This is a genomic window from Streptomyces sp. NPDC006208 (assembly GCF_040613775.1).
In the GTDB taxonomy this organism is placed as follows: Bacteria; Actinomycetota; Actinomycetes; order Streptomycetales; family Streptomycetaceae; genus Streptomyces.
Genome location: NZ_JBEXSW010000037.1, coordinates 54984 through 80885, shown reverse-complemented (window position 1 = coordinate 80885; position 25902 = coordinate 54984). Strand labels below are relative to the sequence as shown.

At 70.8% G+C, this 25902-nt stretch carries 25 protein-coding genes; 12 read left to right on the top strand and 13 right to left on the bottom strand.

Annotated features, from left to right (window positions below; all coding sequences use genetic code 11):
* The first annotated feature begins 64 nt into the window (after positions 1-64).
* From argG to ABZ208_RS27420, 4 genes are all read left to right on the top strand, one after another.
* Positions 65-1513, top strand: coding sequence for an argininosuccinate synthase (argG, locus tag ABZ208_RS27435; RefSeq protein WP_356912129.1), 1449 nt, complete (start codon positions 65-67; stop codon positions 1511-1513).
* A gap of 334 nt (positions 1514-1847) precedes the next feature.
* Positions 1848-2189 carry a hypothetical protein gene (locus tag ABZ208_RS27430; protein WP_356912128.1) on the top strand — a complete coding sequence of 114 codons (342 nt, stop codon included), beginning with the start codon at positions 1848-1850 and terminating at the stop codon, positions 2187-2189.
* A 352-nt stretch (positions 2190-2541) separates the two neighbouring features.
* A complete protein-coding gene (locus ABZ208_RS27425) occupies positions 2542-3852 on the top strand; it encodes a SpoIIE family protein phosphatase (RefSeq protein ID WP_356912127.1) in 1311 nt (436 codons plus the stop codon).
* A gap of 119 nt (positions 3853-3971) precedes the next feature.
* Complete coding sequence (locus ABZ208_RS27420) at positions 3972-4418, top strand: SRPBCC family protein (protein WP_356912126.1); 447 nt, start codon at positions 3972-3974, stop codon at positions 4416-4418.
* A 17-nt stretch (positions 4419-4435) separates the two neighbouring features.
* Here ABZ208_RS27420 and ABZ208_RS27415 read toward each other — a convergent pair whose 3' ends face one another.
* On the bottom strand, positions 4436-4909 hold the full coding sequence (locus ABZ208_RS27415) for a hypothetical protein (RefSeq protein ID WP_356912125.1): 474 nt from the start codon (positions 4907-4909) through the stop codon (positions 4436-4438).
* 193 nt (positions 4910-5102) lie between these two features.
* Between ABZ208_RS27415 and ABZ208_RS27410 the strand changes: the two genes are divergently transcribed.
* The 4 genes from ABZ208_RS27410 to ABZ208_RS27395 all read left to right on the top strand — a co-directional run bounded on the left by ABZ208_RS27410 (position 5103) and on the right by ABZ208_RS27395 (position 8589).
* Positions 5103-6452 (top strand): chloride channel protein, encoded by a 1350-nt coding sequence (locus ABZ208_RS27410; RefSeq protein ID WP_356912124.1) that lies wholly within the window; start codon positions 5103-5105, stop codon positions 6450-6452.
* Positions 6453-6609: 157 nt separating this feature from the next.
* Positions 6610-7119, top strand: a complete 510-nt coding sequence (locus tag ABZ208_RS27405) for a potassium channel family protein (RefSeq protein ID WP_356912123.1) — start codon at positions 6610-6612, stop codon at positions 7117-7119.
* 99 nt (positions 7120-7218) lie between these two features.
* Positions 7219-7794: a TerD family protein gene (locus tag ABZ208_RS27400; protein WP_356912122.1), complete on the top strand. Its 576-nt coding sequence runs from the start codon at positions 7219-7221 to the stop codon at positions 7792-7794.
* A 72-nt stretch (positions 7795-7866) separates the two neighbouring features.
* Complete coding sequence (locus tag ABZ208_RS27395) at positions 7867-8589, top strand: 4'-phosphopantetheinyl transferase superfamily protein (protein ID WP_356912121.1); 723 nt, start codon at positions 7867-7869, stop codon at positions 8587-8589.
* A gap of 698 nt (positions 8590-9287) precedes the next feature.
* Here ABZ208_RS27395 and ABZ208_RS27390 read toward each other — a convergent pair.
* Positions 9288-9662, bottom strand: a complete 375-nt coding sequence (locus tag ABZ208_RS27390) for a nuclear transport factor 2 family protein (RefSeq protein ID WP_356912120.1) — start codon at positions 9660-9662, stop codon at positions 9288-9290.
* A 105-nt stretch (positions 9663-9767) separates the two neighbouring features.
* On the opposite strand from ABZ208_RS27390, the gene ABZ208_RS27385 reads away from it, so the two are divergent.
* Together ABZ208_RS27385 and ABZ208_RS27380 are read left to right on the top strand one after the other, a co-directional pair.
* Complete coding sequence (locus ABZ208_RS27385) at positions 9768-11594, top strand: prolyl oligopeptidase family serine peptidase (RefSeq protein ID WP_356912119.1); 1827 nt, start codon at positions 9768-9770, stop codon at positions 11592-11594.
* A 164-nt stretch (positions 11595-11758) separates the two neighbouring features.
* Positions 11759-12517 (top strand): SURF1 family protein, encoded by a 759-nt coding sequence (locus tag ABZ208_RS27380; RefSeq protein WP_356912118.1) that lies wholly within the window; start codon positions 11759-11761, stop codon positions 12515-12517.
* A gap of 124 nt (positions 12518-12641) precedes the next feature.
* Here the strand turns inward: ABZ208_RS27380 and ABZ208_RS27375 are convergent, their stop codons facing one another.
* The 5 genes from ABZ208_RS27375 to ABZ208_RS27355 form a co-directional block, all read right to left on the bottom strand.
* Positions 12642-13829, bottom strand: a complete 1188-nt coding sequence (locus tag ABZ208_RS27375; RefSeq protein WP_356912117.1) for a hypothetical protein — start codon at positions 13827-13829, stop codon at positions 12642-12644.
* Positions 13826-14488 carry a SigE family RNA polymerase sigma factor gene (locus ABZ208_RS27370; RefSeq protein WP_356912116.1) on the bottom strand — a complete coding sequence of 221 codons (663 nt, stop codon included), beginning with the start codon at positions 14486-14488 and terminating at the stop codon, positions 13826-13828. Before ABZ208_RS27370 ends, ABZ208_RS27375 begins: the two co-directional genes overlap by 4 nt.
* Before the next feature lie 300 nt (positions 14489-14788).
* Positions 14789-15853 (bottom strand): aspartate-semialdehyde dehydrogenase, encoded by a 1065-nt coding sequence (locus ABZ208_RS27365; protein ID WP_356912115.1) that lies wholly within the window; start codon positions 15851-15853, stop codon positions 14789-14791.
* Complete coding sequence (locus tag ABZ208_RS27360) at positions 15850-17121, bottom strand: aspartate kinase (RefSeq protein ID WP_356912114.1); 1272 nt, start codon at positions 17119-17121, stop codon at positions 15850-15852. Before ABZ208_RS27360 ends, ABZ208_RS27365 begins: the two co-directional genes overlap by 4 nt.
* 214 nt (positions 17122-17335) lie before the next feature.
* Positions 17336-17791 (bottom strand): hypothetical protein, encoded by a 456-nt coding sequence (locus ABZ208_RS27355; protein WP_356912113.1) that lies wholly within the window; start codon positions 17789-17791, stop codon positions 17336-17338.
* Between the two features lie 432 nt (positions 17792-18223).
* Here ABZ208_RS27355 and ABZ208_RS27350 point away from each other — a divergent pair, with 432 nt between their 5' ends.
* Entirely contained in the window at positions 18224-18418 is a 195-nt protein-coding gene (locus tag ABZ208_RS27350) for a hypothetical protein (RefSeq protein ID WP_356912112.1), read from the top strand.
* A gap of 98 nt (positions 18419-18516) precedes the next feature.
* Here ABZ208_RS27350 and ABZ208_RS27345 read toward each other — a convergent pair whose 3' ends face one another.
* From ABZ208_RS27345 to ABZ208_RS27335, 3 genes are all read right to left on the bottom strand, one after another.
* Complete coding sequence (locus tag ABZ208_RS27345; protein ID WP_356912111.1) at positions 18517-19176, bottom strand: DUF5063 domain-containing protein; 660 nt, start codon at positions 19174-19176, stop codon at positions 18517-18519.
* Positions 19169-19768 carry a recombination mediator RecR gene (recR, locus tag ABZ208_RS27340; protein ID WP_328398385.1) on the bottom strand — a complete coding sequence of 200 codons (600 nt, stop codon included), beginning with the start codon at positions 19766-19768 and terminating at the stop codon, positions 19169-19171. Before recR ends, ABZ208_RS27345 begins: the two co-directional genes overlap by 8 nt.
* 82 nt (positions 19769-19850) lie before the next feature.
* Complete coding sequence (locus tag ABZ208_RS27335; RefSeq protein ID WP_356912143.1) at positions 19851-20186, bottom strand: YbaB/EbfC family nucleoid-associated protein; 336 nt, start codon at positions 20184-20186, stop codon at positions 19851-19853.
* A 293-nt stretch (positions 20187-20479) separates the two neighbouring features.
* Here ABZ208_RS27335 and ABZ208_RS27330 point away from each other — a divergent pair, with 293 nt between their 5' ends.
* Positions 20480-21226: an SLATT domain-containing protein gene (locus tag ABZ208_RS27330; protein WP_356912110.1), complete on the top strand. Its 747-nt coding sequence runs from the start codon at positions 20480-20482 to the stop codon at positions 21224-21226.
* A 343-nt stretch (positions 21227-21569) separates the two neighbouring features.
* Here the strand turns inward: ABZ208_RS27330 and ABZ208_RS27325 are convergent, their stop codons facing one another.
* The 3 genes from ABZ208_RS27325 to ABZ208_RS27315 all read right to left on the bottom strand — a co-directional run bounded on the left by ABZ208_RS27325 (position 21570) and on the right by ABZ208_RS27315 (position 25899).
* Complete coding sequence (locus tag ABZ208_RS27325; RefSeq protein ID WP_356912109.1) at positions 21570-22520, bottom strand: class I SAM-dependent methyltransferase; 951 nt, start codon at positions 22518-22520, stop codon at positions 21570-21572.
* 140 nt (positions 22521-22660) lie between these two features.
* On the bottom strand, positions 22661-23311 hold the full coding sequence (locus ABZ208_RS27320) for a hypothetical protein (protein WP_328398393.1): 651 nt from the start codon (positions 23309-23311) through the stop codon (positions 22661-22663).
* 98 nt (positions 23312-23409) lie between these two features.
* Positions 23410-25899: a dolichyl-phosphate beta-glucosyltransferase gene (locus ABZ208_RS27315; protein ID WP_356912108.1), complete on the bottom strand. Its 2490-nt coding sequence runs from the start codon at positions 25897-25899 to the stop codon at positions 23410-23412.
* Positions 25900-25902: the final 3 nt, after the last annotated feature.

The following is a 25902-nucleotide window of genomic DNA, read 5'->3' as shown; positions in this document are numbered from 1 at the left end:
CGGGCCGGCGGGCGGAAGAGCCTCAGGCGTTGCATGACCATGCATTGTTATGCATACTCTTTCCATGTCCAAGGTTCTCACTTCACTGCCCACCGGCGAGCGCGTCGGCATCGCCTTCTCCGGCGGCCTCGACACCTCGGTCGCCGTCGCATGGATGCGCGACAAGGGTGCCGTCCCGTGCACCTACACCGCCGACATCGGCCAGTACGACGAGCCCGACATCGCTTCGGTGCCCGGCCGCGCAAAGACGTACGGCGCCGAGATCGCGCGCCTGGTCGACTGCCGTGCGGCCCTGGTCGAGGAGGGCCTCGCCGCACTCGCCTGCGGCGCCTTCCACGTCCGCTCGGGCGGGCGCGCCTACTTCAACACCACGCCGCTCGGCCGCGCCGTCACCGGCACCCTGCTGGTTCGGGCGATGCTCGAGGACGACGTACAGATCTGGGGCGACGGCTCGACGTTCAAGGGCAATGACATCGAGCGGTTCTACCGCTACGGCCTGCTCGCCAACCCCCACCTGCGCATCTACAAGCCTTGGCTGGACGCGGACTTCGTCTCCGAGCTCGGCGGCCGCAAGGAGATGTCGGAGTGGCTGCTCGCCCACGGGCTGCCCTACCGCGACAGCACCGAGAAGGCGTACTCGACCGACGCCAACATCTGGGGCGCCACCCACGAGGCCAAGACCCTGGAGCACCTGGACACGGGTGTCGAGACCGTGGACCCGATCATGGGTGTGCGGTTCTGGGACCCGGAGGTGGAGATCCCCGCCGAGGACGTGACGATCGGCTTCGACCAGGGCCGCCCGGTGACGATCAACGGCGAGGAGTTCGCCTCGCCGGTCGACCTGGTGATGGGGGCGAACGCGATCGGCGGCCGCCACGGCATGGGCATGTCGGACCAGATCGAGAACCGGATCATCGAGGCGAAGAGCCGCGGCATCTACGAGGCGCCCGGCATGGCACTGCTTCACGCGGCGTACGAACGCCTCGTCAACGCGATCCACAACGAGGACACCCTCGCCCAGTACCACAACGAGGGACGGCGCCTCGGCCGGCTGATGTACGAGGGCCGCTGGCTCGACCCGCAGGCGCTGATGGTGCGCGAGTCGCTGCAGCGCTGGGTCGGCTCGGCGGTCACCGGCGACGTCACCCTGCGGCTGCGGCGCGGTGAGGACTACTCGATCCTCGACACCACCGGCCCGGCCTTCAGCTACCACCCGGACAAGCTGTCGATGGAGCGCACCGAGGACTCGGCGTTCGGCCCCGTGGACCGGATCGGCCAGCTCACCATGCGCAACCTCGACATCGCCGACTCGCGCGCAAGGCTCGAGCAGTACGCGGGCCTCGGCATGGTCGGCACCGGCCAGGCCGCGCTCGTCGGCGCCGCCCAGGCGGCCTCGACCGGACTGATCGGCGCGATGCCGCAGGGCGGCGCCGAGGCCATCGCCTCGCGCGGCGAGGTCTCCGGCGACGAGGAGATGCTCGACCGCGCCGCGATGGAATTCGGCACCGACTGAACACATCACCTGATCCGACCGGGAGTGGGCAGGCTCAGGCGAGTGACCGCCGGCTCGGGAGCCGCATCAAGCAGAGGCGGCTCGTCCGCGGCGCCGGCCGGACCGATCTCGAGCCTCCGACCTCGCCCAGCCGCGCGCCCACAGCTTCCTGCCAGGCGTCACCGCAACGGCAAGAATCGTGCACCAGCTCACAACTACCCGGACTAGACGGGGAGTTGGGAAAAGTCAATACTCCTTGACGCCCGATCCTGCTCGTCTTTCGGTAGGACGCGCCCCATGATCACTCCCGACTACCTTCGCGTATTGAAAGATCCGTTCGATACGGGGAGCGTGCATGACCAGCACACTGAAGAAGTTCGGAACGAGCGCGTCGGCGATAGGCCTGCTGGCCGCGGGCATGACGTTCGGTATCGCGCCGTCGGCGCAGGCCGCCGTCGGCCCGACCGGCTGCACCGCATACGTGTCGCACACCGACGACCACCAGGCCGTCGGCTGGTGCCGCTCGGGCAACGGCACCTGGAACATCGAGGCCTGGTGCGGCGGGCCGGGCGGCGCCAGGGGCCCCTACAAGGGCACCCCCGGCTACCGCACGCGTGGCATGGAGAAGGCGGCGACGCTCAACTGCGGCTCCTCCGGCTACCCGTACAACATGAAGGTCGTCAACATCAAGGCCTGACCCCTGGGTCGGAACGCCGGCGCCGAGGACCGGAAGGTCCCGGCCCCGAGGGTGCCCGGGTGGCCCGCGGAGACCGCCGCGGGCCCCTGGGGCCTTCCGGGCCATGCGGCATCCCCACGGTTCATGCCCCTCCCGGGTCGAGTCCACGGCCGACCGGGCGGACTTCGCACCCGATGGGCGGCTCGGCGACTGCCGGATCAAGGCCTCGACGGGCGCCATCCACCTCGAGCCGGCTTCCCGCCCGAGAACCGGGCCTGATCACTGCCCCTGCCACCGCGTCCCGACCGGACCGCGGTCCCGCACGGCGGAGCCGTCTCACCTGGGTTGCCTGCGAGTGGGGGTGCGACGTGTGATGGATGGTGTGCAGCGCGAGCAGGAAGACCTGGACAGCGCTGTCGGGCAGGCCCTGGCCACCCGGCTGCGGGCGATGGAGCGGGCATCACAGCTGATCGGCACCACACTCGACGAGCGCACCACCTGCGAGCAGCTGGTCGGTTTTCTCCACCCGGACCTGTGTGACGCCGCAGCCGTGGATCTGCTCGGCGAGGAAGCGGTCGCCGTGGACGCCTTCTCCCCGGCGGCCCTCACCCGCGCTGCGACGGCGGGCAGGCGAGAGCTCCTGGAGGCACTGTTCGCCGAGGATGCCCGGCCGCGGAGCTCGGGCAGCCCCGGATCCGGTTCCGTACGGGTCCCGGACCGGGGAGGGCCGCTCACCAGCACCTCGGTGGTGGCGGGACAGCATCTGCTGGGTGCCGTATCGGTACCGCTGCTGACCGGCGACCGTGTGTACGGGGTGCTCGTCGTGGTCCGGGCCGGCAGCGGCTTCAGCGATCACGAGGCGGCCGTCGTCCGTCACGCCGCGCAGCTGGCCGCCGTGCACATCGGACACGCCCGGCGCCATGCCACGGTCCGGCGCACCGCGCTGCGGCTGCAGCGTGCGCTGCTCGCCGAGCCCGGGCGGCCCCACCCGAATCTGGAGATCGCCACGCGCTACCTGCCCTCCGGCAGCAGCAGCATCGTGGTCGGCGGCGACTGGTTCGAGACGGTCCGGCTGCACTTCGGGCGCACCCTGCTCGTCATGGGTGATGTCATGGGCCACGGTCTGGACGCCGCGGTCGACATGAACGCCTACCGCACCGCGCTGCGCTATGTCGCCTCCACCGATCTGCAGCCCCACCGGGTCCTGCGCCAGCTGGATTCCACCGTGTCCGAGGAGGCCGAGCGGCGACCCGCGACCTGTCTGCTCGTACGGGTCGACCCGGCTCGCGAGGTCGCGGCCTTCGCGAGCGCCGGCCATCTGCCCCCCGCGATCTTCTCGGCGGACGGCACCGCCGAGATCCTGGATGTGCCGGTGGGGCCCCCGCTGGGCACGGGACTCGGCGGATACGAGCTGTCCACCCGCACCGTCACGCCCGACGAGACGCTGCTGCTGTTCACCGACGGCCTGGTCGAGCGGCGTGATGAGGACATCGATGTCTCCCTGGCCCGGCTCGCCGGGCTCCGGGTGCCTCCCGGGGCCGGGGCGGAGCAGATACTCGGGGAGGTGCTCAGGCACCTCGACGTCCGTCACGCCGAGGACGACGTCGCCGTGCTCGCGGCACGTATCCGCAAGCGGCCCGACCCACATGAGTCAGGGCCGCATGGGTCAGGGCCGGTCGTCTGACGGCAGCATCGTCCGGCCAGGACGGACAGCGGCGGGTTTGCCCGATCCCCGTCCGCCTTTCTGACACGATGCACGCACCCCAGCCACTGCGGCGCCCCGACGGAGAAGCGGACACAGACATGGCCGGACAGTTCGAGGCAACGGTCGACATCGACAGGCCCGTCGAGGAGGTGTTCGCCTTTCTCGCCGACGGCCGCAACGACCCGAAGTTCAGCCCCCGGGTCCTGGAGATCACCCGGGCACCGGACGGCCCGACCACGGAGGGGACCGTCTTTCGGAGCACGGTCAAGGACGCCGGGATGACGACCAAGCGCGAGTTCCGCATCAGCGCGTTCGAGCCGCCGCGGCTGATCCGCTGGAAGGAGATCTCGAAGAACAGCGTGACCGCGCGAGAAGGCGGCTACGACCTCGAGGCCCTGCCCGACGGCAGGACCCGGGTCCGTATCCACAACGTTCTCGAGGGCCACGGGATCGGCAAGCTCATCGTCGGGCTCGCCCTGAGCGCCGCCCGCAAGGACGCTGATGCCTTCGGGCGGCGCATCAAGGCGGCCGTCGAGGCCTCTTGAGCAAGGCCCCGCGGGGCTCAGGCCGTGGCCGCGCGGTTGACGTGGTACGACGCGAGTGCCCAGATGATGAACACGTCGATCGCCATCACGACCACCGACCAGATCGGCAGGTACGGCAGGAACAGGAACTGGGCGATGAGGCTCAGCGACGCCACGACGATGCCGACCACCCGGGCCCAGGGCTGGTTGCTCAGCAGCCCCCCGCCGACGACGGCGACGATGATCCCGAGAATCAGATGGAGCCAGCCCCACCCGGTGAGGTTCATCTTGAACACGTAGTCGCCGATGCGGGCGTACACGTCGTCCTCGGCGATCGCCGCGATGCCCTGGATCGCGGCCAGCACACCGCTGCAGAGCATCAGGACTCCGGCGAACACCACGCCCCCGCTCACCCAGCCGCTGTTGCCGTCGGGTGCTCGGCGTGTGGTCTGTCCGGTGGGGCCGCCCGCCGACGGGTTGCCCCTGACCTGCTGCGATTCCTGGCTGCTCATGTCCGGCCACCTCTCCTCCGCCGGCGTACTGCCGGCGCTCGGCACTGCCTGGTTCCGAGACTCCGGCCGCGGTCCGCCCCTCACCAGGTGACGTAGGCCGTTCGGGTGACGGGAGGCCGGACATCGGCGGCGTCCGGCCGGCGAGGAGCCCGGCGGGCCGTTGACTGACGGCGGTCAGCAGAGAGGAGACCCGATGCCCGGCACGTCCACCCAGGCGCCAGGGGCCGCATCGGACAAGGCCGGACCACCGACCCTGCGGGCGCTGCTGCTCACCTCCAGCTACGTACGGCTGCTCGTGCTGTGCCTCCTGGTCGGCGTACCCGTCGCGCTGGCGGCCTTCTTCTTCGTGAGCCTGCAGCACGTGCTGCAGCACTGGGTCTGGCACACCCTCCCTGAGGATCTCGGGTACGGCCGGGCGCCCTGGTGGTGGCCGCTGCCCGCGCTGCTGCTGGCGGGGCTGATCCTCGCGCCCGTCGTCACCCGGCTGCCGGGCAAGGGCGGGCATCTGCCGGTGCTGGGGATCGGCGGCGCGCCCCTCGGTCCGAGCGCGCTGCCGGGCGTCGCCCTGGCGGCGCTCGCGACGCTTCCGCTGGGGGTGGTCCTCGGCCCCGAGGCGCCGCTGATGGCGTTGGGCAGCGGGCTCGCGCTGCTCGCCATACGGTCAGCGAAACGGGCGGCCGAGCCTCAGAGAGCGCTGATCCTCGCGACCGCCGGGTCGACCACGGCCATTTCGACGATCCTGGGCGGCCCGGTCGTCGCCGTCCTGCTGGTGATCGAGGCCGCCGGCCTGGGCGGGCCGCAACTGGTCGCCCTCGTGCTGCCGTGCCTGATCGCCTCCGGGGTCGGTGGGCTGGTGTTCACCGGATTCGGCAGCTGGACGGGACTGTCGACCGGCGCCCTCAGGCTGCCCGAGGTACCGCCGGACACCGCTCCGGACGCGGCGGACTTCCTGTGGGGGATCCCCATGGCGGTGCTGGTCGCGTTGATCGTCACGGTGGGCCGGCGGCTCGGGCGTCTGACCGCCGGATGGACCGGTCGGCAGACCGCCGTACGCACCGTCCTGTGCGCGCTCGCGGTCGGCGTGTGCATCTCCGCGTACGCCCTGATCACCGGCCGTTCCCCCGAGGAAGCGGCGCTGTCCGGGCAGGCCACCATCGCCGACCTCGCGGCGCATCCGCACGCCTGGCCCGTCGGGGCGCTCGTCGCCCTGGTCGCATGCAAGGGGCTGGCCTGGGGGATCAGTCTGGGGGCCCTGCGCGGCGGTCCGATCTTCCCGGCCCTCATGCTCGGCAGCGCGGTCGGCATCGCCTGTTCGGGGCTCCCCGGATTCGGTGCCACCGCCGGCTTCACCATCGGCACGGCGACGGCGACGGCCGCGGTCACCGGGCTGCCGGTGAGCAGCGCCGTCCTGGCGGTTCTGCTGATGGGCTCCGACGCCCACAGCCAGATGCCGCTGATCGTCGTCGGTGTCGTGGTCGCGGTGATCGTCAGAGAGCTGGCGGCACGCCCGGCGGCCGCACCGCAGCCGCCCATCGGCCGGTGAGTGCGCCGTTCGGACCCCGCCCGGTGGCGGCCGGCGGCCGGGTGGACCGATCGTAGGAGGGCCACGGCAGCGGCGGCAGAGCGCGGCACTCCGGCGGGAGGCACAGGTGGCGGACCGCAGTTCCGGCCAGGGGACGGTAGGACGCTGGGTGCAGCGGATGGGGACGGTAGGCCGCTGGATCCTCGGGCTCGGCCTCCTGGCCGCCATGACCACGGCGTTCTACCTGCTCCCCATCAACAAGCTCGGACCGGACCGGCCCGCTGCCAGCTGGACGATCTTCGTCCTGGCGCTCGTGAGCATCGCGGCCCTGCTGCTCAAGGAGATCAGGGACGTACTGCTCGAACGCCCCGACACCCGTCCTGGCCTGGTCATTCCGCTGCTGATGGGTCTCACCGTGATGGTGTTCGCGAGCACCTACTACGCCCTGGCCACGCATCCAGGGCAGTTCGATGGGCTGTACACGCGCACCGACGCGCTGTACTTCACCATCGTCACGCTGGCGACGGTCGGCTACGGCGACATCACGCCGTCGGGCCAGGTCTCACGCGTGGTGACGATGATGCAGATCCTCTACTCCTTCGTCTTCCTCACGGCCGCCGGCACCGCCCTTGCGCAGCAGATGCGCACCCGGCTCGGTGAGCGGGCTGGGCGGAACGGGCGTTCCTGACGCCGGACGGGGAACCACGGTCACGGGTCGATCGTTGCCCCGTTGGGCAAAGGAATCGTCAAATGGCGCGGCCCGCGCCGGATTGCGCAGGGGATTTCCATGGGTGTCAGCCTGTCCAAGGGCGGCAATGTATCGCTCAGCAAGGAGGCCCCGGGCCTGACCGCGGTCACCGTGGGCCTGGGTTGGGACGTCCGGACCACCACCGGCACCGACTTCGACCTCGACGCCAGCGCCCTGCTGACCAACGCCGAGGGCAAGGTCGCCGGCGACGGCAACTTCGTCTTCTTCAACAACCTCAAGAGCGCGGACGGCTCCGTCGAGCACACCGGCGACAACCTGACGGGTGAGGGCGAGGGCGACGACGAGCAGATCAAGGTCAACCTGTCCGCCGTCCCGGCCGACGTCGACAAGATCGTCTTCCCGGTCTCCATCTATGACGGTGAGACCCGTCAGCAGTCCTTCGGCCAGGTGCGCAACGCGTTCATCCGTGTGGTGAACCAGTCGGGCGGCGCCGAGCTCGCCCGCTACGACCTGAGCGAGGACGCCTCGACCGAGACCGCGATGGTCTTCGGCGAGCTGTACCGCAGCGGCGCGGAGTGGAAGTTCCGCGCAGTCGGCCAGGGCTACGCCTCCGGCCTGCGCGGCATCGCGCAGGACTTCGGGGTCAACATCTGAGCCGTATCGGCTGGTTGGGGCCCGGTCCGCTCCGGGCCGGGCCCCGCTACGGTGCAGTACGGTCGATGCATATTGCCCAGGCCGACGCCGCCGGAGGACGAGATGCCGCTCGACATGCCCATCGGTGACGCTTCACGGTTGCTCCCGGGGCTGGAGCTGCTGTGGTCCGGCCGGGTGCCCGACCACGCCCGTGACGCCACCGCGCACCGCCGGCTCCTGGATGCCGAGGAGTCCGCACGGCTGGCCGGGTTCCGCCGGCCCGGCGACCGGGATGCGTACGCGGTCGCCCATGTGACCCTGCGCCGGCTGCTCGGACAGCGGCTCGGGCTGGCCCCGGAGGCGGTCACCCTGCTCCGTGAACCGTGCGCGCACTGCGGCGGACCGCACGGGCGGCCCCATGTGCCGGACAGGGCTGTGCACTTCTCGCTGTCGCACACCACGGGCATGGTGATGATCGCTCTCGCATCGGTGCCCGTGGGAATAGATGTCGAGGCGGTTCCGGAAGCGGCCACGGCCGCAGATGTGGCTCAGCAGTTGCACCCCCAGGAGCGCGCCGAGCTGGCCGCGGTGCCCGCCGCCGGGCACGCCGAGGCCTTCAACCGGTGCTGGACCCGCAAGGAGGCCCTGCTGAAGGCCATGGGCGTCGGCCTGAACGAGGATCTGTCGCTGGCCTATGTGGGCGCGGGACCGCAACCCGCCTCGCATCAGGGCTGGTTGATCGCCGATCTGCCGGCCGACGCCGGATACTCGGCGGCGGTCGCCGTACGCCGCGCCGAGCAGGACGCACCCCGTTAGGCCGTGTCGGACACATGGCGCCGTCCGCCCGAAGGGCGGGGTGCGCGGCGTCCGGTGCGTGCAGTCGCAAGGCGGTGGGGGTAAAGCCCGGCCGAAGGCCGGGGTAGATCATCCTCGTACCGGACGTACTCGGATGACACCGACAACGCAGCCGGGGGTACCCCCGGGCGAAGCTCCGAGGGAGGGCGTGCCGGGCGTCACGCAACGCACCAAGCGGGACGTGTCAGACACGACCTGGGCCGGCGCTAGGACTCCTGAACCGCCGCCCGTCCGGTCGCGTGAACCACCGCCCGGACGCGGCCCGTTCGGCGATCGCATGCCACCAGCCCGGCGGCGAGACTCCGCTGACCTGCGCGGTCGGCTGATCCGGGTGGAGCCCGAGGGCTCGCAGGGCGTCGTCGCGGACACTCACGGTGAACCAGCCGCGCCAGCGACCGTCGGGACCCGGCCCGCAGGCGAGGCCCCACCGGATGTCGTCGGCCGCGAAGGGCATCCAGTCGATGCCGCGGTCACGCAGTCAAGCGCGCAGGGCGGCCAGGGGGTGGAGACAGCCCGGCACGTTCTCGTACGCGGTGACGGATGTCCAGCCGGGCGTGGACGCCGGCGGCTGGGACTGTGCGGTGTTCATGAGCCTCCCCGGGTCGGTGATCCTGCCGTATCGCCGCCGCCCTTACCTTCGGCGGCCAAGGGGTGGCCGGTCAGTATCGCTCGGCCAGATGCTCGCGGCCCGCCGGCGGCTCGTACGGCTCGGGCCAGAAGTCGGTGACCGAGGTGATCCGGCCCTCGTCGTCGCCGGTGAAGAACACGATCGCATACATCTCCTCCAGGCCCACCGTCACATGGACCCAGGTGACGACCTGGTCCCCGTCGGCGACCACGCGCTCGGTCCTGATGTGCCAGTCACCCGGATACTCCTGGTTGAACCGGACATACCGCTCCCGGCCGCGGATCCGCTCACGCGTCTGCGGCAGCTCGTACACCACATCGTCGGCGAGGGTCGCCGCGAAGGCCGTCCAGTCCCGGGACTCCGCGGCCGACCAATACGTCTCAACTGTCTTGCGCAGTACGGTCATACGGCGAGTGTGCACCCGGCCACCGACAATCGGCCCGGAGCGGGTGCCGACGAAGTTGTCCACAGGCTGCGGCTGGCCTGGACATTTTCCGGTTTCATTGAGGGCATGAGTGACGCAGCCACCACTACGCCCCACCCGTCCGACCTGACCGCCGGGGCCGCGGTACCCGACTGGGAGAGGCGCTTCCGGGCACCGCGCGTCTCACTGCCCGACTGGGCCGAGGACGCACCCGACCGCTCCCTATTCGTCTCCAACGCCACCGGGACGTACGAGCTGTACGCATGGGACCGGGCCAGTGGCGGCCGGCGCCAGGTGACCGACCGGCCGAACGGCACGACGGACGGCGTGCTCACCCCCGACGGCAGGGCGATCTGGTGGTTCGCGGACACCGACGGAGACGAATTCGGCATCTGGATGCGCCAGCCCTTCGGCGGCGGGGACGACGAACCGGCGGCCCCCGGCCTGGAACCTTCCTATCCCGGGGGTCTGGCCATCGGCCGGGACGGCATCACCTCGGTGATCGGCCGCTCCACCGACGAGGACGGCAGCACCATCCATGTCGTACGGGCGGGCGAGGCACCGGCTGAAATCTACCGGCACCGGGAGTCGGCCGGGGTCGGAGATCTGTCGCACGACGGCACGCTCCTCGCGATCGAGCACACCGAACACGGAGACGCGATGCACTCCGCCCTGCGTGTGCTGCGGCTGGACGGAACGACGGTCGCCGAGCTCGACGACACCAAGACCGGCACGGTGGAGCTCGGGCTCGAGGTCCTCGGCTTCGCACCGGTCGACGGGGACACCCGGCTGCTCGTCGGGCATCAGCGCAGGGGCCGCTGGGAGCCGATGATCTGGGACATCGCCTCGGGCGAGGAGACCGCCCTGGCGATCGATCTGCCCGGTGACGTGAACGCCGAGTGGTATCCGGACGGCTCCGGGCTGCTGGTGGCGCACAGCTTCGAGGCGCGCGGCGAGCTGTGGCGTTACGACCTGGCGGCGCACGAGCTGACACGTATCGGGACGCCGACCGGTTCGGTCTCGGGCGCGACCGCCCGCCCGGACGGTTCGGTGGAGTACCTGTGGTCGTCGGCGGCCCTGCCGCCGCAGGTGCGCTCGACCGCGGGCGGTGTCGTCCTCGACCCTCCGGGCATGACGGCTCCCGAGTCGGTCCCCGTCGAGGACGCCTGGGTGGAGGGGCCCGGGGGCCGTATCCACGCACTGGTGCAGAAACCGGCGGGGGCGACCGGCCCGCTGCCGACCGTCTTCGAGATCCACGGCGGCCCGACCTGGCACGACAGCGACACCTTCGCCGCCGGCCCGGCGGCCTGGATCGACCACGGGTACGCGGTGGTACGGGTCAACTACCGCGGCTCGACCGGTTACGGCAGGGAGTGGACGGACGCGCTCAAGCACCGGGTCGGGCTGATCGAACTGGAGGACATCGCGGCGGTCCGCGAGTGGGCGGTGGCGTCCGGTCTCGCGGATCCGGCCCGGCTGATCCTGGCGGGCGGCTCCTGGGGCGGGTACCTGACGCTGCTCGGGCTCGGCACCCAGCCCGATGCCTGGGCGCTGGGTCTGGCCGCGGTCCCGGTCGCGGACTATGTCACGGCGTACCACGACGAGATGGAGGCGCTGAAGTCCATGGACCGTACGCTCCTCGGCGGCACTCCGGAGGAGGTTCCCGAGCGGTGGACCGCCTCGTCCCCGCTGACGTATGTCGACGCGGTCCGCGCACCGGTCTACATCTCGGCGGGGGTGAACGACCCGCGCTGTCCGATCCGTCAGGTCGAGAACTATGTGGACCGCCTGGCTGCGCGCGGCGCGGTCCACGAGGTGTACCGGTACGACGCGGGACACGGCTCGCTGGTGGTGGAGGAGCGCATCAAGCAGGTGCGGCTGGAGATCGAGTTCGCCACGCGGCATCTGGGCTGAGGTAAGGGCCCGGGTGCCGCTCGACCGTGCCCCGGCCCTGGTCGGCAGCAGACAGGACATCAACCGCGTTCCGGACAGGCCGGGCAGGCGGCAGGCGGACGGCCGACAGGCTCCTCACGGACCCCGCACCCGGCCGGGACGGGCGGGTTCCGTACCGTGGAGGGGTGTACCGCTTCCTGCTGACCCCTCGCTGGTGGGGGATCAATGTCTTCGTCGTGCTGGCGATCCCCTTCTGCATCTTCATGGGGTCGTGGCAGCTCGGCAGGTTCGAGGACCGCGTCGACAGCCACCGCGCGACCGAGCAGCAGACCGGTGCGGTGCACGAGGAGCGGGCCGCGCCACTCGAGGAGCTCTTGCCCGTCGACAAGGAGACGTCGGGCCGGCCGGCGACGGCCGGTGGGACGTACGGGAAGCAGTTCCTCGTGCCTGAGCGGGAGTTGGACGGCCGGCGCGGCTCGTACGTGCTGACGCTGCTCAGGACCGACAGCGGCCGGACACTGCCCGTGGTGCGCGGCTGGCTCGCCGAGGGCGGCAAGGCCCCGGCCGCACCCACGGGCCGGGTCACGGTGACCGGCGCGCTGCAGGCGTCCGAGACCGTGGGGACCGACGGGGTGCGCGCGGCGGGCGGGCTGCCGAGCGGTCAGCTGGGCATGATCAGCGCGGCCTCGCTGGTGAACATGGTGCCGGACGACGTGTACGACGCATGGATCACGCTCACCGAGGCGGACCGGGGCCTGACGGCCGTCCCGGCGGCCGCGCCGCAGAACAGCGGGCTGGATCTGAAGGCGTTCCAGAACCTCGGGTACACCGGGGAGTGGTTCGCGTTCGCCGGCTTCGTGCTCTTCATGTGGTTCCGGCTGGCGCGGCGCGAGGCGGAAGCGGCCAGGGACCGGGAGCTCGGCCTGGAGCCGGAGACCGCCTGACACCGGCGCCTGCACACCGGCGGCTCTGTCCACCGGCCGTCCGGCCCGACCGCGTGCACACTCGGACAGCCGTGAGGGGGCGGGACCGCAGTCGCGGTCCCGCCCCCTCACCCGTGGTGCCTCGTCACTGCCCCGGCAGCAGTCCGGTGTGGTAGATCGTGCCTGCGCAGGCGTTCGTGACCGTGGTCGTGGCAGTCGTCGCACCGCCCTGGGCGGGGTGCGACACCGTGACACTTCCGTCCTGCACGCCGCCGTCCGCGAACAGCTGCGTCGTGGTCTGGTCCGACGTGCCCGTGCCGCTGCTGTCACCCGGTGTGCCGTCCGAGGGCGAGGGGTCGGGCGAGGGGTCGGTGGTGGGGCAGGTGTCGGACGGCACCCACCCGAACTTCACCTCGTAGGCCGCGGACGGCTTCAGCACCACCGTCTGCAGTTCCTGGGAGGGGTCGGGCAGTGCGCCTGCCGCATCACCTGTGACATGGCGAGCCATCGTGATCTTGGTCGGGTCGGCGGCACCGGACACCGAGAAGGTGACATCGCTGGTGCTGACCGCGCACTCGCTCTGCGAGTTGTTCGCGACGCGGAAGGTGCCGTACACCTTGCCCTCGCCGTCCGGTGCGTTCGTCTGCGCCGAGATGACCACGAGGTGGGTGGAGTCGCAGACCGGGGCGCTCCCGGCGCCGGCGCCCGGCGACTGGGCCGCGCCCGATGCACCGTCTCCGGCACCGGTGGGCTGCTCGCCCGGCTCGGTCGTGCCGTTGCCCTCGCCCTGTTCGTTGCCCTCGCCGCCGGCGGAGGGACCCTCGGTCCCCTTGCCGGCGTCGCCCGCGTCCGGATCGTCGCCGGTGCCGCCGTGGGCCTGCTGGCCGTGCCCGGCGTTGACGGGGTTGGCGCTGTCACCGGCACCGGAGCTCGCCACATGGACGAAGGCGGGTACCGCGGTGCCGACCAGCAGCGCCGCGGCCGCCATGCCGACGAGCGCCTGCCGCTTGCGGGCGCGCCGTGCGGGGACCGCCCTGCGCAGATGGTCGAGGGCTTGGTCGGACGGCTGGATGTCCTCGACGACGCCGTGCAGCAGACGCCGCAGAGCTGCTTCCTCGCCGCCCAGGCCATCGCCCGGGTCTCCCAGGTCGCCCGGGCCGCCGAAGCCCGCTCCGGGGCCGCCCGGCCCCGCGCCCGAACCGCCGCTTCGATCTCCGCCGAGGCTGTTGCCCGGCTCTGCATCCGGCCCGTTGTTCACAATCTCGTTCCCAGTCCGGTCGTCAAACGGCCCGTCCGGCCCGTACCGCTCAAAGCTGTGCCTGTGCCCGCTCATGCCGTGGCCTCCATGGCGACGCGCAGCGCCGCGATGCCTCGTGAGCCGTACGCCTTCACCGAACCCAGCGAGATGCCCAGGGTCTCGGCGACCTGCGCCTCGGTCATGTCGGCGAAGTACCGCAGCACCAGCACCTCACGCTGTCGCCGCTGCAGCCCGCGCATCGCCTTGATCAGTGCGTCCCGCTCCAGCTGGTCGTACGCACCCTCCTCCGCGCTCGCCATGTCCGGCATCGGCTTGGAGAGCAGCTTCAGCCCGAGGATGCGGCGGCGCAGCGCGGAGCGGGAGAGATTGACCACGGTCTGCCGCAGATAGGCAAGGGTCTTCTCCGGGTCGCGCACGCGCCTGCGCGCGGAATGCACGCGGATGAAGGCTTCCTGCACCACGTCCTCGCAGGAGGCCGTGTCGTCCAGGAGCAGGGCGGCGAGACCCAGCAGCGACCGGTAGTGGGCGCGGTAGGTCTCGGTGAGGTGATCGACCGTGGTACCGGCAGTCATGGCGTCGTCAGCGCCCTGCCGCGGTGTCGGGACGCGGGTGGTCCGCGGAGCGGGCATGGGTGCGATCACCGGCAGGCCGCCGGGCGGGCGGGTCCTGCGGGCCGGACGCATCGAAGCGCCGCGGACCGGGACCACCCTTGCAATGTCGAGTACCTCTGCCACGCCTGTTGGACACGCTTCCCCCCGCCAGGGTTGTACGCGTACGCCACCGCTTTTGGCGGTGCACCATTTGCCCTCATGCGCACTCGTTCTTCCCCGATGCCCCAAATGCCCCATATGTCGCGGCACCGCATCGAGGCAACCGCATAGACGCTTCCCGCCCGACTACCGGTTGCAGCAAGGGGGAATGCGATAATCGAACATCCTGACGCTCCAGTTCAAGTGGTACAGACCTTGGGCCTTGGATCACAGGGTGCCCCCAGATCCTACAAAGCCCGGCCGTCAGGTCCCGCCGCGCGTCTGTCAGCCGGTGGCGGCGCGCTCGGCAGCCACCGCTTCCGCGATCTGCACCGAGTTCAGCGCGGCCCCCTTGCGCAGGTTGTCACCGCACACGAACAGCTCGAGGGCACAGGGGTCGTCCGGCGATCGCCGTACCCGCCCCACCCAGGTGGGATCGGTCCCCACCACATCGGCCGGTGTCGGGAAGTCGCCCGCGCCGGGGTCGTCGTAGAGCACCACGCCGGGCGAGGTCGCCAGGATCTCGTGCGCCCGTTCCACGGTGACCTCGTGCTCGAAGCGGGCATGCACCGACAGCGAGTGCGTCGTGATCACGGGGACGCGGACACACGTCGCCGTCACCCGCAGCCCGGACAGGCCGAGGATCTTGCGGGTCTCGGCCCGCAGTCCCAGCTCCTCGGAGGACCAGCCGCCCTCCTCGGGCGTGCCGGACCACGGCACCACATTGAGCGCGAGCGGCGCGGGCAGCGGCCCGAGGTCCTCGTCGCTCAGAGCGCGGCGTACGTCCCCGGGGCCCACGCCCAGCTCGGTCCCGGCGACCATGGACATCTGCGTGCGCAGCGCGGCCACGGCGTCGCGTCCCGCGCCGCTGGCGGCCTGGTAGGAGGAGACGACGAGCTCACGCAGCCCGAACTCCGCGTGCAGCGCCCCCAGCGCAGGGAGCAGGGTGAGCGTGGTGTCGTGCGGGCTCGCGACGATGCCGCGCGGCCTGACCCGTACGGCATGCGGATTGACCTCCGGCACGACCAGCGGAACGTCCGGGTCCAGCCGGAAGGCGGGCGAACTGTCGACGACGACTGCGCCCTTGGCCACGGCGACCGGCGCCCACGGCCCGGACACCTCGCCGGGCACCAGGAACAGTGCCACGTCGACGCCGTCGAAGGCGTCCTCGCCCAGCGCCACGACCTCGCACTCCTCGCCGCGCACGGCCAGCTTGCGGCCGGCCGAGCGCGGCGAGGCGACCAGTCGTATCTCGCCCCAGATGTCGGCGTGCTGCGACAGGATCTGGAGCATCACCGCACCGACTGCTCCGGTCGCTCCGACGACCGCGAGCGTCGGCTTGTGGATCATCGCCCGGTGCCGCCGTAGACGACAGCCTCGTCGGAGTCGCTGTCGAGACCGAAGGCGGTGTGCACGGCGCGCACCGCCTCGTTGACGTCGTCGCCGCGGGTGACCACCGAGATACGGATCTCCGAGGTGGAGATCAGCTCGATGTTCACGCCCGCGTCCGACAGCGCCTCGAAGAACGAGGCGGTGACGCCGGGGTTGGTCTTCATGCCCGCGCCGACCAGCGAGATCTTGCCGATCTGGTCGTCGTAGCGCAGCGAGTCGAAGCCGATCGCACTCTTCGCCTTCTCCAGGGCGTCGATGGCCTTGGCCCCGTCCGTCTTGGGCAGGGTGAAGGAGATGTCCGTCAGCGCCGTGGTGGCCGCCGAGACGTTCTGGACGACCATGTCGATGTTGATCTCGGCGTCGGCGATCGTCCGGAAGATGGCCGCGGCCTCGCCCGGCTTGTCCGGCACCCCGACGACCGTGATCTTGGCCTCGGAGACGTCGTGGGCGACTCCGGAGATGATGGCGTGCTCCACCTGCTGGTCTCCCTGCGGCTCGTTGCTGACCCAGGTGCCGCGCAGCCCGGAGAAGGACGAGCGCACGTGGATCGGGATGTTGTATCGGCGTGCGTACTCGACGCAGCGGTGCAGCAGCACCTTGGAGCCGGAGGCGGCGAGCTCCAGCATGTCCTCGAAGGAGATCCAGTCGATCTTCTTCGCCTTCTTCACGACGCGCGGGTCGGCCGTGAAGACGCCGTCGACGTCGGTGTAGATCTCACAGACCTCGGCATCCAGCGCCGCGGCGAGGGCGACGGCGGTGGTGTCCGAGCCGCCGCGGCCGAGGGTGGTGATGTCCTTGCTGTCCGCGGACACCCCCTGGAAACCGGCGACGATGGCGATGTTGCCCTCGTCCAGCGCGGTACGGATCCGGCCCGGCGTGACATCGATGATGCGCGCTTTGTTGTGGACCGAGTCGGTGATGACGCCTGCCTGGCTGCCGGTGAACGACTGGGCCTCGTGGCCCAGGTTCTTGATCGCCATGGCCAGCAGCGCCATGGAGATCCGCTCTCCGGCGGTCAGCAGCATGTCGAATTCGCGACCGGCAGGCATGGGAGATACCTGCTCGGCGAGATCGATCAGCTCGTCCGTCGTGTCGCCCATCGCCGAAACCACGACGACCACTTGATGGCCGTTCTTCTTGGCATCGACGATTCGCTTGGCGACACGCTTGATGCCCTCGGCATCGGCAACGGAGGAGCCTCCGTACTTCTGCACGACAAGGCCCACGTGCGCTCCTCGCTCGGTTTCTTGTGCAGTCTTCACTGCGGTCGGCTCAGTCTAACGAGCGGCCGCGCTTCGCCTCTGTGATGTCACATCCTGAGATGTCCCGCTCACTTTGTGATCCAGAAACGTCGCTCACGGCCGCTCGGAGCCACTCCTGCCCCCACCGGCACGGCGTACGCGAAGGTGTGGCCCGGCTCACACGACAGGAGGCCGGGTGTCAGGCCTGACGCAGCGTGGAGACCGTCAGCGAGGTGCGGGCCGCAAACGCACGGTCAGAGGACGTCCCCTGCCCGGCCGCCGTGTCGACCGCCGTGATCATCAGGGGCATGGACACGGCCGGGCCGCCCTTCGTGGCCCTGATGCGGTAGCGCTCGGTACGGACGGCGTCCTTGGCGAGCGGGGCGCCGCCCTTGTGCAGCGAGGGCGGCAGCGTGTCGTTGGCCACCCGCAGCTCGACCGCGCGCCAGGCGCCGGTGGCCGGATCTCGATGCTCGAGGACCATGCCGTTCTGCGGCGCCGCGGGGCCCTCGGAATTGATGGCGATCTCCATCTGGAACGCGACGACCAGTGCTCCGTAAGCCCGCGCGTTGCCGTTGCGGACGGTGATCGTGAACTCCTGGGCGGCCCCTCCGCGGGGCACTTGGAGCCGGCCGCCGGCGGTCGTGGCGTACATCGACGGGAACGTCGCCGGGACGGGACGCGCCGGCCGGGTGGGCGCGGCGGACGTCCGCACGGGCGTCGTAGGGGTCGCGGAGACGGGGGCGGACGGGGACGGCGAAGCGGTCGGCGTGGGCGTGGGGGACGCGGACCTGGATATGGCGGAGGAGGGCGAAGCGGCGGCGGCCGGGCTCGCCCCGCGCGTCGAGCATCCGGCCATCAACAGCCCTGCCCCCATCGCGACAAGCCCCGCCACCACACCAGTACGCACCCGTGCCACCGCGTCCGCCTCTGCCCGTCGACCCTGTTCCGCCCGTGGCCGGAAGCTAGCAGCACGCCAGGCATCGGGGGAACGTCCCCGGCGGCACTCGCCGGGCGAACGGTGCCAAGAACGCCAAGTGATCTTGGTAACTCCCTTTATCCGGAGTCCTGTAGACCGCTTCGGGCTATGACCACCGCCGACCGATCAACAACTCAAGCCGCATGGATCTGCTCGCCGGGCGAGAAGTACGTGCCCGGCAAGGACAAGGCCAAGAAGGCGATGGGCTTCTCCAAGGGCTGCTTCTACTGGAACACGCGCCAGTACGAAGGAACCTTCGAGGTGGACGGCGACGACAACTTCATGGGTCAGATCGAGTACTGACCTGGATCGCCGGTGCCCGGCGCTTCACGCACCGCGCCGGGCATCCGGGATCACCGTATGTGCTTCACCGTGCGCGAACCGTCACGGGGCGTTGACGGCTACGGCGCCGTACGCAGGCCCAGCGGAGCCGCGATCTCCTCCACCATGACCCTGCCGGCCTCCTCCGCCAGCGCGTCCTCGGGGAGGTCCTCGTCCGTGTCCAGGCCGTCCAGCTCCTGAAGCGGCTGGTCGAGGCGGACATGGGCGACCAGGGACAGCAGAGCGCGCAAGGTTGCGGACGCGGTCGGTCCCCAGTTGGAGAAGTACGAGAACTGCCACCACCACAGCGCCTCGGTGGTGCGGCCCGCCCGGTAGTGGGCCAGGCCGTGCCGCAGGTCGGTGACGATGTCCGCGAGGCTGTCGGAGATCCGGCTGGGGACCGGCGCCTTGCGCGGCTCGTACGGGTCGAAGACCTCGGAGAAGACGTCCACCGGATCGAGCAGGACGGCGAACCGCTCGCGCAGGTCGTCGACGTCCACGTCAGGCCCGGCGTCCGGCTCGTACCGCTCGTCCGGAACGATGTCCTCGTGCGCGCCAAGTCGACCGCCGGTCAACAGGAGCTGGGAGACTTCCAGCAGCAGGAACGGCACGGCACTGTCGGGCTCGTCGCCCTTCGCCACTTCGGTGGTCGCCACGATGAACGACTCGATCGAATCGGCGATCTGGACCGCGAAGTCGTCCGGGTCCTGGCCTACGGCGTGCAGCATGGCGTCAGACATCGAGCAGTCGTCTCCCCTCGAAGGCACGCCCGAGCGTGACCTCGTCGGCGTATTCCAAGTCTCCCCCCACGGGCAGACCGCTGGCCAGCCGCGTGACCTTGAGTCCCATCGGCTTCACCATGCGTGCGAGGTACGTGGCGGTCGCCTCGCCCTCCAGATTCGGGTCCGTGGCCAGGATCAGCTCCGTGACCGCACCGTCCGCGAGGCGGGCCAGCAGTTCACGGATGCGCAGGTCATCGGGTCCGACGCCCTCGATCGGGCTGATCGCGCCGCCGAGGATGTGGTAGCGGCCCCGGAACTCGCGGGTCCGCTCGATCGCGACGACGTCCTTCGGCTCCTCCACGACACAGATGACCGACAGGTCGCGGCGCGGGTCACGGCAGATGGTGCACTGCTCCTGCTGGGCGACGTTGCCGCACACCGCGCAGAAGCGCACCTTGTCCTTGACCTCGAGCAGCGCGTGCGCGAGACGGCGCACATCGGTGGGCTCGGCCTGCAGGACATGGAAGGCGATCCGCTGCGCGCTCTTGGGACCGACGCCGGGCAGCCTGCCCAGTTCGTCGATGAGGTCCTGAACCACGCCTTCGTACAACGGAACGCCTCTCCCGAGAGTGCTTGGTGCTAACGGTAGTTGGTGGATGTGAGGCTTAGAAGAGCAGCCGCGGGAGCTGCTGCTAGAAACCGAGTCCCGGCATGCCGCCGAGTCCCTGTGCGAGCGGGCCGAGCTTGGTCTGCTGAAGCTGCTGCGCGTTCTCGTTCGCGGCCTGTACGGCGGCGACGACGAGGTCCGCCAGCGTCTCGGTGTCCTCCGGGTCGACGGCCTTGGGGTCGATCACGAGGGCGCGTAGCTCACCGGAGCCGGTGACGGTGGCCTTCACCAGGCCGCCGCCCGCCTGGCCCTCGACCTCGGTCTGCGCGAGCTCCTCCTGGGCGCGGGCGAGGTCCTGCTGCATCTTCTGGGCCTGCTGGAGCAACTGCTGCATATTGGGCTGGCCACCACCGGGAATCACGGTCACTCCTGGCATGTCGACGACGAATGTTCGGTAAGCCGAGCCTACGTGGTCGCCGGGGCACCTGCCCCACCCGACGGCGACCAACTCTTTCGAGTGAGTGGCGCCGGGCTCCTCTACCTGATCAAGACCCTCATGCGGGCGGAAATACCCGGTTTTCCGGCCCACAGCCCACCATTCGGCGGTAGGAAGGGCATGCGCACCAGAACGCACGAGCGCACCGTACGTCACAGGGTGTAACGTCAACATCTTTTGAGGGCGTTGTCCGTACCAGAGCGCAGAGGAGTGCACCGGTGAGCCAGCCGGAGATGCAGCCCGGGGGGTCTGCCCGGGAGGAGGGCGGCGAAGCGCCGCTGGGTGATCTGACCGGGCGCGCGTTCCCCCTCGGCGACTGGGGCGAGCCGGCGGAGCGGCTGGACGAGCTGTACCGGTGGGTCGAGGCGGACGCGCTGCGCACGGCGGACTGGTATCTCGCGGACCGGACCCGCAAGCGGCGCTATGCGCGGCTGCTGCGTCTCGGCACGGCGCTGGGCGCGATCGCGGGTGCGGCACTGCCGCTGCTGGATCTGGCCGGGGCCGTCGACGGGGCCGTGGGCTGGGGCTATCTGTCGCTGCTGGTCGGCGCCGCGTGCCTGGGCTGCGACCGGTACTTCGGGCTCACCTCGGGCTGGATGCGCAACGTCGCGACGGCGCAGGCGGTGCAGCGGCGGCTGCAGCAGCTGCAGTTCGACTGGGCGTCGGAGAGCGTGCGCGAGGTGCTGGGCCCCACGGAGGGCACGGCGAGCGAGGCGGCGGAGCGCTGCCTGGGCGTGCTGCGGCGCTTCTCGGAGGACGTCTCGGAGCTGGTGCGCTCGGAGACGGCGGACTGGATGGTCGACTTCCGCGCGGGCCCGGCGCCGCGGGTGATGCATTCCCTGGGCGGGCCGTCCCGCCCGGACGCGACGGCGCCGGCGCCCGGCGTCATCCAGGGCCGCTTCCCGCTGCCGCCGGGCACGCGCCCGAACATGCCGAGGCAGCGGCCCCCGGAGCCGCCGCGCTGAGCACGGTCCGTCTCCCAACGGGCGGCCCCGGAGCCGCGCTGGGCGCAACTCCGGGGGGCCGGTCCGGTCGAGGCGGGTCAGTTGGAGAAGTAGATGTACTTCCAGGCGCCATGGGTGGTGGAGTTCACCGTGTCGCCGGAGCTGTCGTTGACGTAGGACGCGCGGATCCGGGCACGGATGCCGGACTCTTCCGCCGCGCCCAGGTCGACGACCGACTTCCCGTTGGTGCCCAGCGTGAAGTACTCGCTGTAGCCGTCGTACGGTCCGTGGTCCGGGTGGGGCGGGTGGGAGCCTCTCCGCCCGCCCCACCCGGACCGGGCAGGTCCTGGTGCCTGCGCGGCGTTCAGCTACGGCGTGCCGACGTCAGCGCGCGGGTCAGGATCGGGGGGAGCAGGTCCTTCGCCAGGCGGCGGGCCGCCGAGGGGCGGGGGCGCGGGGCCGGCCGCGCGGTCGCGGCGGTCGCCGGTTCCGCCTTCGGTCCAGGCTTCTTCGACGCACGCTTCGCGAGCTGTTCGTGGCGCGAGACGGGCGGGGTCGGAGGCTGCGCCTTCGGTCCCTTGATACGGATCAGCGGCAGACCGGCCACCTCCTCCACCCCGTGCCACATGTCCGTCCGCGTCTCGAGCCACGCGAGCAGTTCCTCACGGGCCGCGGTCGGGTCGCCCCATGTCCCGTACAGCTTGGTGCCCGAGATCACGATCGGCTTGAGTCCGTCGGTGGCGACCGCGCCCCACACCGCCGCAGCGACACCCGGGCAGTGCTCGGCCCGGAAGTCGTCGAAGGCCACGATGCCGTCGGGCACCAGCAGTTCGCGCGCCGCCGCGATGTCGCCGTGGACGTGCTCGTACAGATGCGATGCGTCGACGTGCACGAAGCGGCAGCTGCCCGCGCGGACCCTGGAGGTGATCACCGAGGTCGGGGCCTGCACCAGGAGCGGCAGCTCGTCGTGGAAGGACAGGTAGTTCGCCTCGAAGGCGCGCCGTGTCAGCGTCGCGTACGAGCGGTCCATCTCCGCGCTGTTGGAGTCGTCCGGTGCCGGCGAGTCCCACAGGTCGCAGACCGTGAACTCCTCTCCCTCCCTCAGATAACTGCCGACAAAGATCGCGCTCTTGCCCAGGTACGCACCGAGTTCGAGCAGATCGCCCTTCTGGTCCGTCTCACGCTGACGGGTCAGGAACCAGTCGAAGAGCAGCTGGTCGACGGACCAGAACCAGCCCTTGACGTCCGCGAAACGCTCCGGCCTGGGAAGTTCGTCCGCGGTCTCCCCCGCGGTGGGGGTGTTCGTCTGTGACATACGTCATGTGCTACCAGACGGAGGTGAAGAGACGGCGACAACGAGGCAAGGAACCGGAGCCGCGACGCCTTTCCCGGCGCCCTTTCCGGCCGGTGGAGCATCCCCCGCCGCATGCGGCCGGCCCGTTGACGCGGGCGCGATCAGCTGAAAATGATCATGGAGCCCTGTCCCAGACTCCGCGTCGCCGCCGCGTGCAGCCCGAGCCACACATGCCGTTCCCGCGCGAACGGGCTCTCGTCGTACGGGATCGGGCCGGCCGGCTCCTCGAGCGAGGTCGGCCGGGTCGGCGGTTCGGGGGCGGCCGGAGGGTTGACCGGGTCGATGCCGATCGAGGGGGCGACGAACTCCAGCTCGCGCAGCAGGCCCTGGGTGGAGCCGAGCGGGCCGCCGCCCGCGAGCAGTTCGTCGTTGAACAGGGGGTTCGCGAAGTCCACGGGGACGTACGCGCCCGCATGGTCGTAGTGCCACACCAGGTGCGACTGCTGGGCGGTCGTCTCGAACATTTCCAGCAACTGCTCGTAGTCGCCGCCCAGTTCGTCGACCGGAGTGACCGCAAGACCGCACAGCTGGAGCAGATACGCCCGCCGCAGGAAGTGCAGCGCGTCGTAGTCGAACCCGGCCACCGGGGCGACATCACCCGACAGACCCGGCATATAGGCAAAGACGGGGACCGTCGGCAGACCCGCAGCGGTCAGTGCCTGGTCGTAGGACGCGATCTCTTCGGCGAAGGGGTTGTCGGGGCTGTGGCACAGCACATCGACGAGGGGGACCAACCAAAGGTCACAGGCCAAGACAGGCTCGCTCTCCAACAGGTACGGGTACAGCGTGCGATGGTCGGGACAGCGTAGTGCGCCAGGTACATTCCGCGAAGAGCGCCGGTCGGCCCAGCTCAGCCGCGTGGCGGGTTCGGTGCACCCACGTCCCATATCCACACGCCTGCCACTCGCTCACCGGGCCGCCCGATCAGTTTCGACACGGCGTCGTAGAGCGGCCCGTCGTTGTACTGCGGCGCCAGCACCACCACGCCCGCCTTCCACGCCGCCAGGTCCGCCCGGGCCTGCGCCTGCCAGTTGGGACCGATCTCCGGCACCCGGCCGGTGTTGCGTACCTCGCCCAGAAGGTTGGAGGTGTGGCGCGGGGTCGCCCCGTAGATGCCGATACGGTCCGGGCCCCACGGTCCGTTGAAGTACCCGCCCGCGACCTTGAAGTCCAGACCCGTGGACGACTGCCAGTGCAATGCCTCCGCGCTGCCGGGGCTCGGCAGCGGCACGGCGACCAGGGACTCGCCGGCGGCGAGGTACCGGCGGTAGGCGCCGTGCTCGATGAAGGCCGGTATTTCGATCCGCTCCCGTACCGGGTACGGCGTCGGCACCACCGGTATCAGCGCCGCCGCCAGCACCGCGAACCCGGCCGCCCGCATCAGCTGTTCCCGCGGCGCCGCGAGGCGGTCGGCCGCCAGCGCCAGCAGGACACCGAGGACCGGCGCACAGATCATCGCCACCCGTGACTCGATGACCGACTCGAACAGCGGCTGATGGGCGAGTCCCCGCCAGGGCCCGGTCAGGACGATGTCCGTGTACGGGATGCGGAACTTCGGCCCGAGCGACAGCAGCGCGGCCGCGACCGCCGTGAACGCCAGCGCCTTGACGAGCGCGAGCCGCCACAGGCGGATCACGATCGCCGTCGCGAGCGCGATCAGCGGCCAGCCGTAGAAGGCGTTCTGCTCGGTGCGGTTCATGGCGAGCGGGTCGGCCCCGGCGTCCGAGCCCATCAGCGCGCGCCCCGAGAGCTGCAGGAAGGCGAGCGGGCTGTTGCCGGCGTTGTCGCCGTGCAGCACGCTCTTGTAGCTCTGCGGTCCGAAGAACTGCCAGCCCAGCGGGAACGCCACCAGCGGCACACACACCAGCAGCGCGACGCCGATGCCGCGCAGCAGCGGCCGCCAGGAGGCCCGGGCCACATCGCGCCGCACCAGCGCGTACGACAGCGCGAACAGCAGCATGCCCACGGCGGCGAGCAGCAGCGGCTCCTCGCCGAGGAAGATCTGGTACGTCGCGAACAGGCCGAGCAGCACGCCGTCGCGTACGACGTTGCGGCCCTCGCACAGCCGCAGCGTCCGGTCGACGATCAACGGGATCATGAACAGGACGAGGAAGTTGGGGTGCGCGTTGCCGTGCGAGATCATCGGCGGCGCGAAGGCCGCGAACGCCCCGCCGAGGGCGGCCGCCCACCGGTTCGCCACCAGTCGCCGGGCGATCAGCCGGTACCAGGAGACGGCGGTCGCGGTCAGGCCGAGGGTGAGCACGAGCGCCCAGGTGACCGCCGGCCCGAGCAGCATTGTGACGGGTGTGAGCGGCACGGACAGGCCGAGCATGACGGTGTTCGCCATCAGGTTCACGCCGTCGGGGTTGTTCTGCAGCGTGGTGAACAGCGGGTTGCGCAGGTGGACGACGTTGTCGGCGGTGACCGCGAAGAACCACTCCCACTGGTTCTGGTCCTGGCCGGCGTCACGCAGGTAGGCGTCGCCGAGGTCCGCCCACAGGTCCTTGTAGAGCACGACGGACGCGAGCAGGAAGAGCGCGGCGACGGCGACGTCCACGCGGCGCACGGCCCGGGCGCGCAGCCGCAGCAGCTCCAGCAGCACCTTGCCGTAGTCGGCGGGCCGGACCTTGGAACCGGACACGTGCGACCAGCGGACCGGGACCTCGGTGACCTGCCAGCCCGCTCGCCGGAAGAAGCGGAGGATCTCGACGTCGATTCCCCACCCGTCGAGCCGTGAGTCGGCGAACGCGGCCCGCGCCTTGTCGCCGTCGAAGAGCTTGAAACCGCACTGGGTGTCCTGGATGCCGGACACCGCGACGGCCCGTATCAGGCGGTTGCCCATCCGGCCGAGCCATTCGCGGGTACGGCGCTGGTGCACCTCGATCCGCGACTCCGGGTGGGCGCGCGAGCCGATCGCCGCGTCTCCGGCACTCGCCGCGAGCCGTTCGTCGAGGCGGGCGAGCTCGTCGATGGGCGTCGCGAGATCGGCGTCGGTGAACAGCACACGGCGGCCGTAGGAGGCGAGCACGCCGCGGCGCAGCGCATGGCCCTTGCCGCGGTTGGTCCCGCCGGTGATCAGCTGGATACGCGGTTCGTCGGCGGCCGCCTCCTGGGCGATCTTCGCGGTGGAGTCGGTCGAGCCGTCGTCGACGACGATCAGCTCCCAGCTGCCCCAGCGCTCCGGATCGGCGCGCAGATAGGCACAGATCGCCTCCAGGGTCGGCCGTAGCCGTCCCTCTTCGTTGTACGCCGGTACGACGACGCTCAGATCCACGCTTGCGCCCAGGTCCGTACGTACGTCCGCGCTCACCGCCGCGCTCGTGCCCCCGTCGATACTCATGCC

Bases quoted from the DNA above. Each gene is read 5' to 3' on its own strand.
- argG (WP_356912129.1), top strand. From the start codon at position 65: ATGTCCAAGGTTCTCACTTCACTGCCCACCGGCGAGCGCGTCGGCATC.
- ABZ208_RS27430 (WP_356912128.1), top strand. From the start codon at position 1,848: ATGACCAGCACACTGAAGAAGTTCGGAACGAGCGCGTCGGCGATAGGC.
- ABZ208_RS27425 (WP_356912127.1), top strand. From the start codon at position 2,542: ATGGATGGTGTGCAGCGCGAGCAGGAAGACCTGGACAGCGCTGTCGGG.
- ABZ208_RS27420 (WP_356912126.1), top strand. From the start codon at position 3,972: ATGGCCGGACAGTTCGAGGCAACGGTCGACATCGACAGGCCCGTCGAG.
- ABZ208_RS27415 (WP_356912125.1), bottom strand. From the start codon at position 4,909: ATGAGCAGCCAGGAATCGCAGCAGGTCAGGGGCAACCCGTCGGCGGGC.
- ABZ208_RS27410 (WP_356912124.1), top strand. From the start codon at position 5,103: ATGCCCGGCACGTCCACCCAGGCGCCAGGGGCCGCATCGGACAAGGCC.
- ABZ208_RS27405 (WP_356912123.1), top strand. From the start codon at position 6,610: ATGGGGACGGTAGGCCGCTGGATCCTCGGGCTCGGCCTCCTGGCCGCC.
- ABZ208_RS27400 (WP_356912122.1), top strand. From the start codon at position 7,219: ATGGGTGTCAGCCTGTCCAAGGGCGGCAATGTATCGCTCAGCAAGGAG.
- ABZ208_RS27390 (WP_356912120.1), bottom strand. From the start codon at position 9,662: ATGACCGTACTGCGCAAGACAGTTGAGACGTATTGGTCGGCCGCGGAG.
- ABZ208_RS27385 (WP_356912119.1), top strand. From the start codon at position 9,768: ATGAGTGACGCAGCCACCACTACGCCCCACCCGTCCGACCTGACCGCC.
- ABZ208_RS27375 (WP_356912117.1), bottom strand. From the start codon at position 13,829: ATGAGCGGGCACAGGCACAGCTTTGAGCGGTACGGGCCGGACGGGCCG.
- ABZ208_RS27365 (WP_356912115.1), bottom strand. From the start codon at position 15,853: ATGATCCACAAGCCGACGCTCGCGGTCGTCGGAGCGACCGGAGCAGTC.
- ABZ208_RS27355 (WP_356912113.1), bottom strand. From the start codon at position 17,791: ATGTACGCCACGACCGCCGGCGGCCGGCTCCAAGTGCCCCGCGGAGGG.
- ABZ208_RS27350 (WP_356912112.1), top strand. From the start codon at position 18,224: ATGACCACCGCCGACCGATCAACAACTCAAGCCGCATGGATCTGCTCG.
- ABZ208_RS27345 (WP_356912111.1), bottom strand. From the start codon at position 19,176: ATGTCTGACGCCATGCTGCACGCCGTAGGCCAGGACCCGGACGACTTC.
- ABZ208_RS27325 (WP_356912109.1), bottom strand. From the start codon at position 22,520: ATGTCACAGACGAACACCCCCACCGCGGGGGAGACCGCGGACGAACTT.
- ABZ208_RS27315 (WP_356912108.1), bottom strand. From the start codon at position 25,899: ATGAGTATCGACGGGGGCACGAGCGCGGCGGTGAGCGCGGACGTACGT.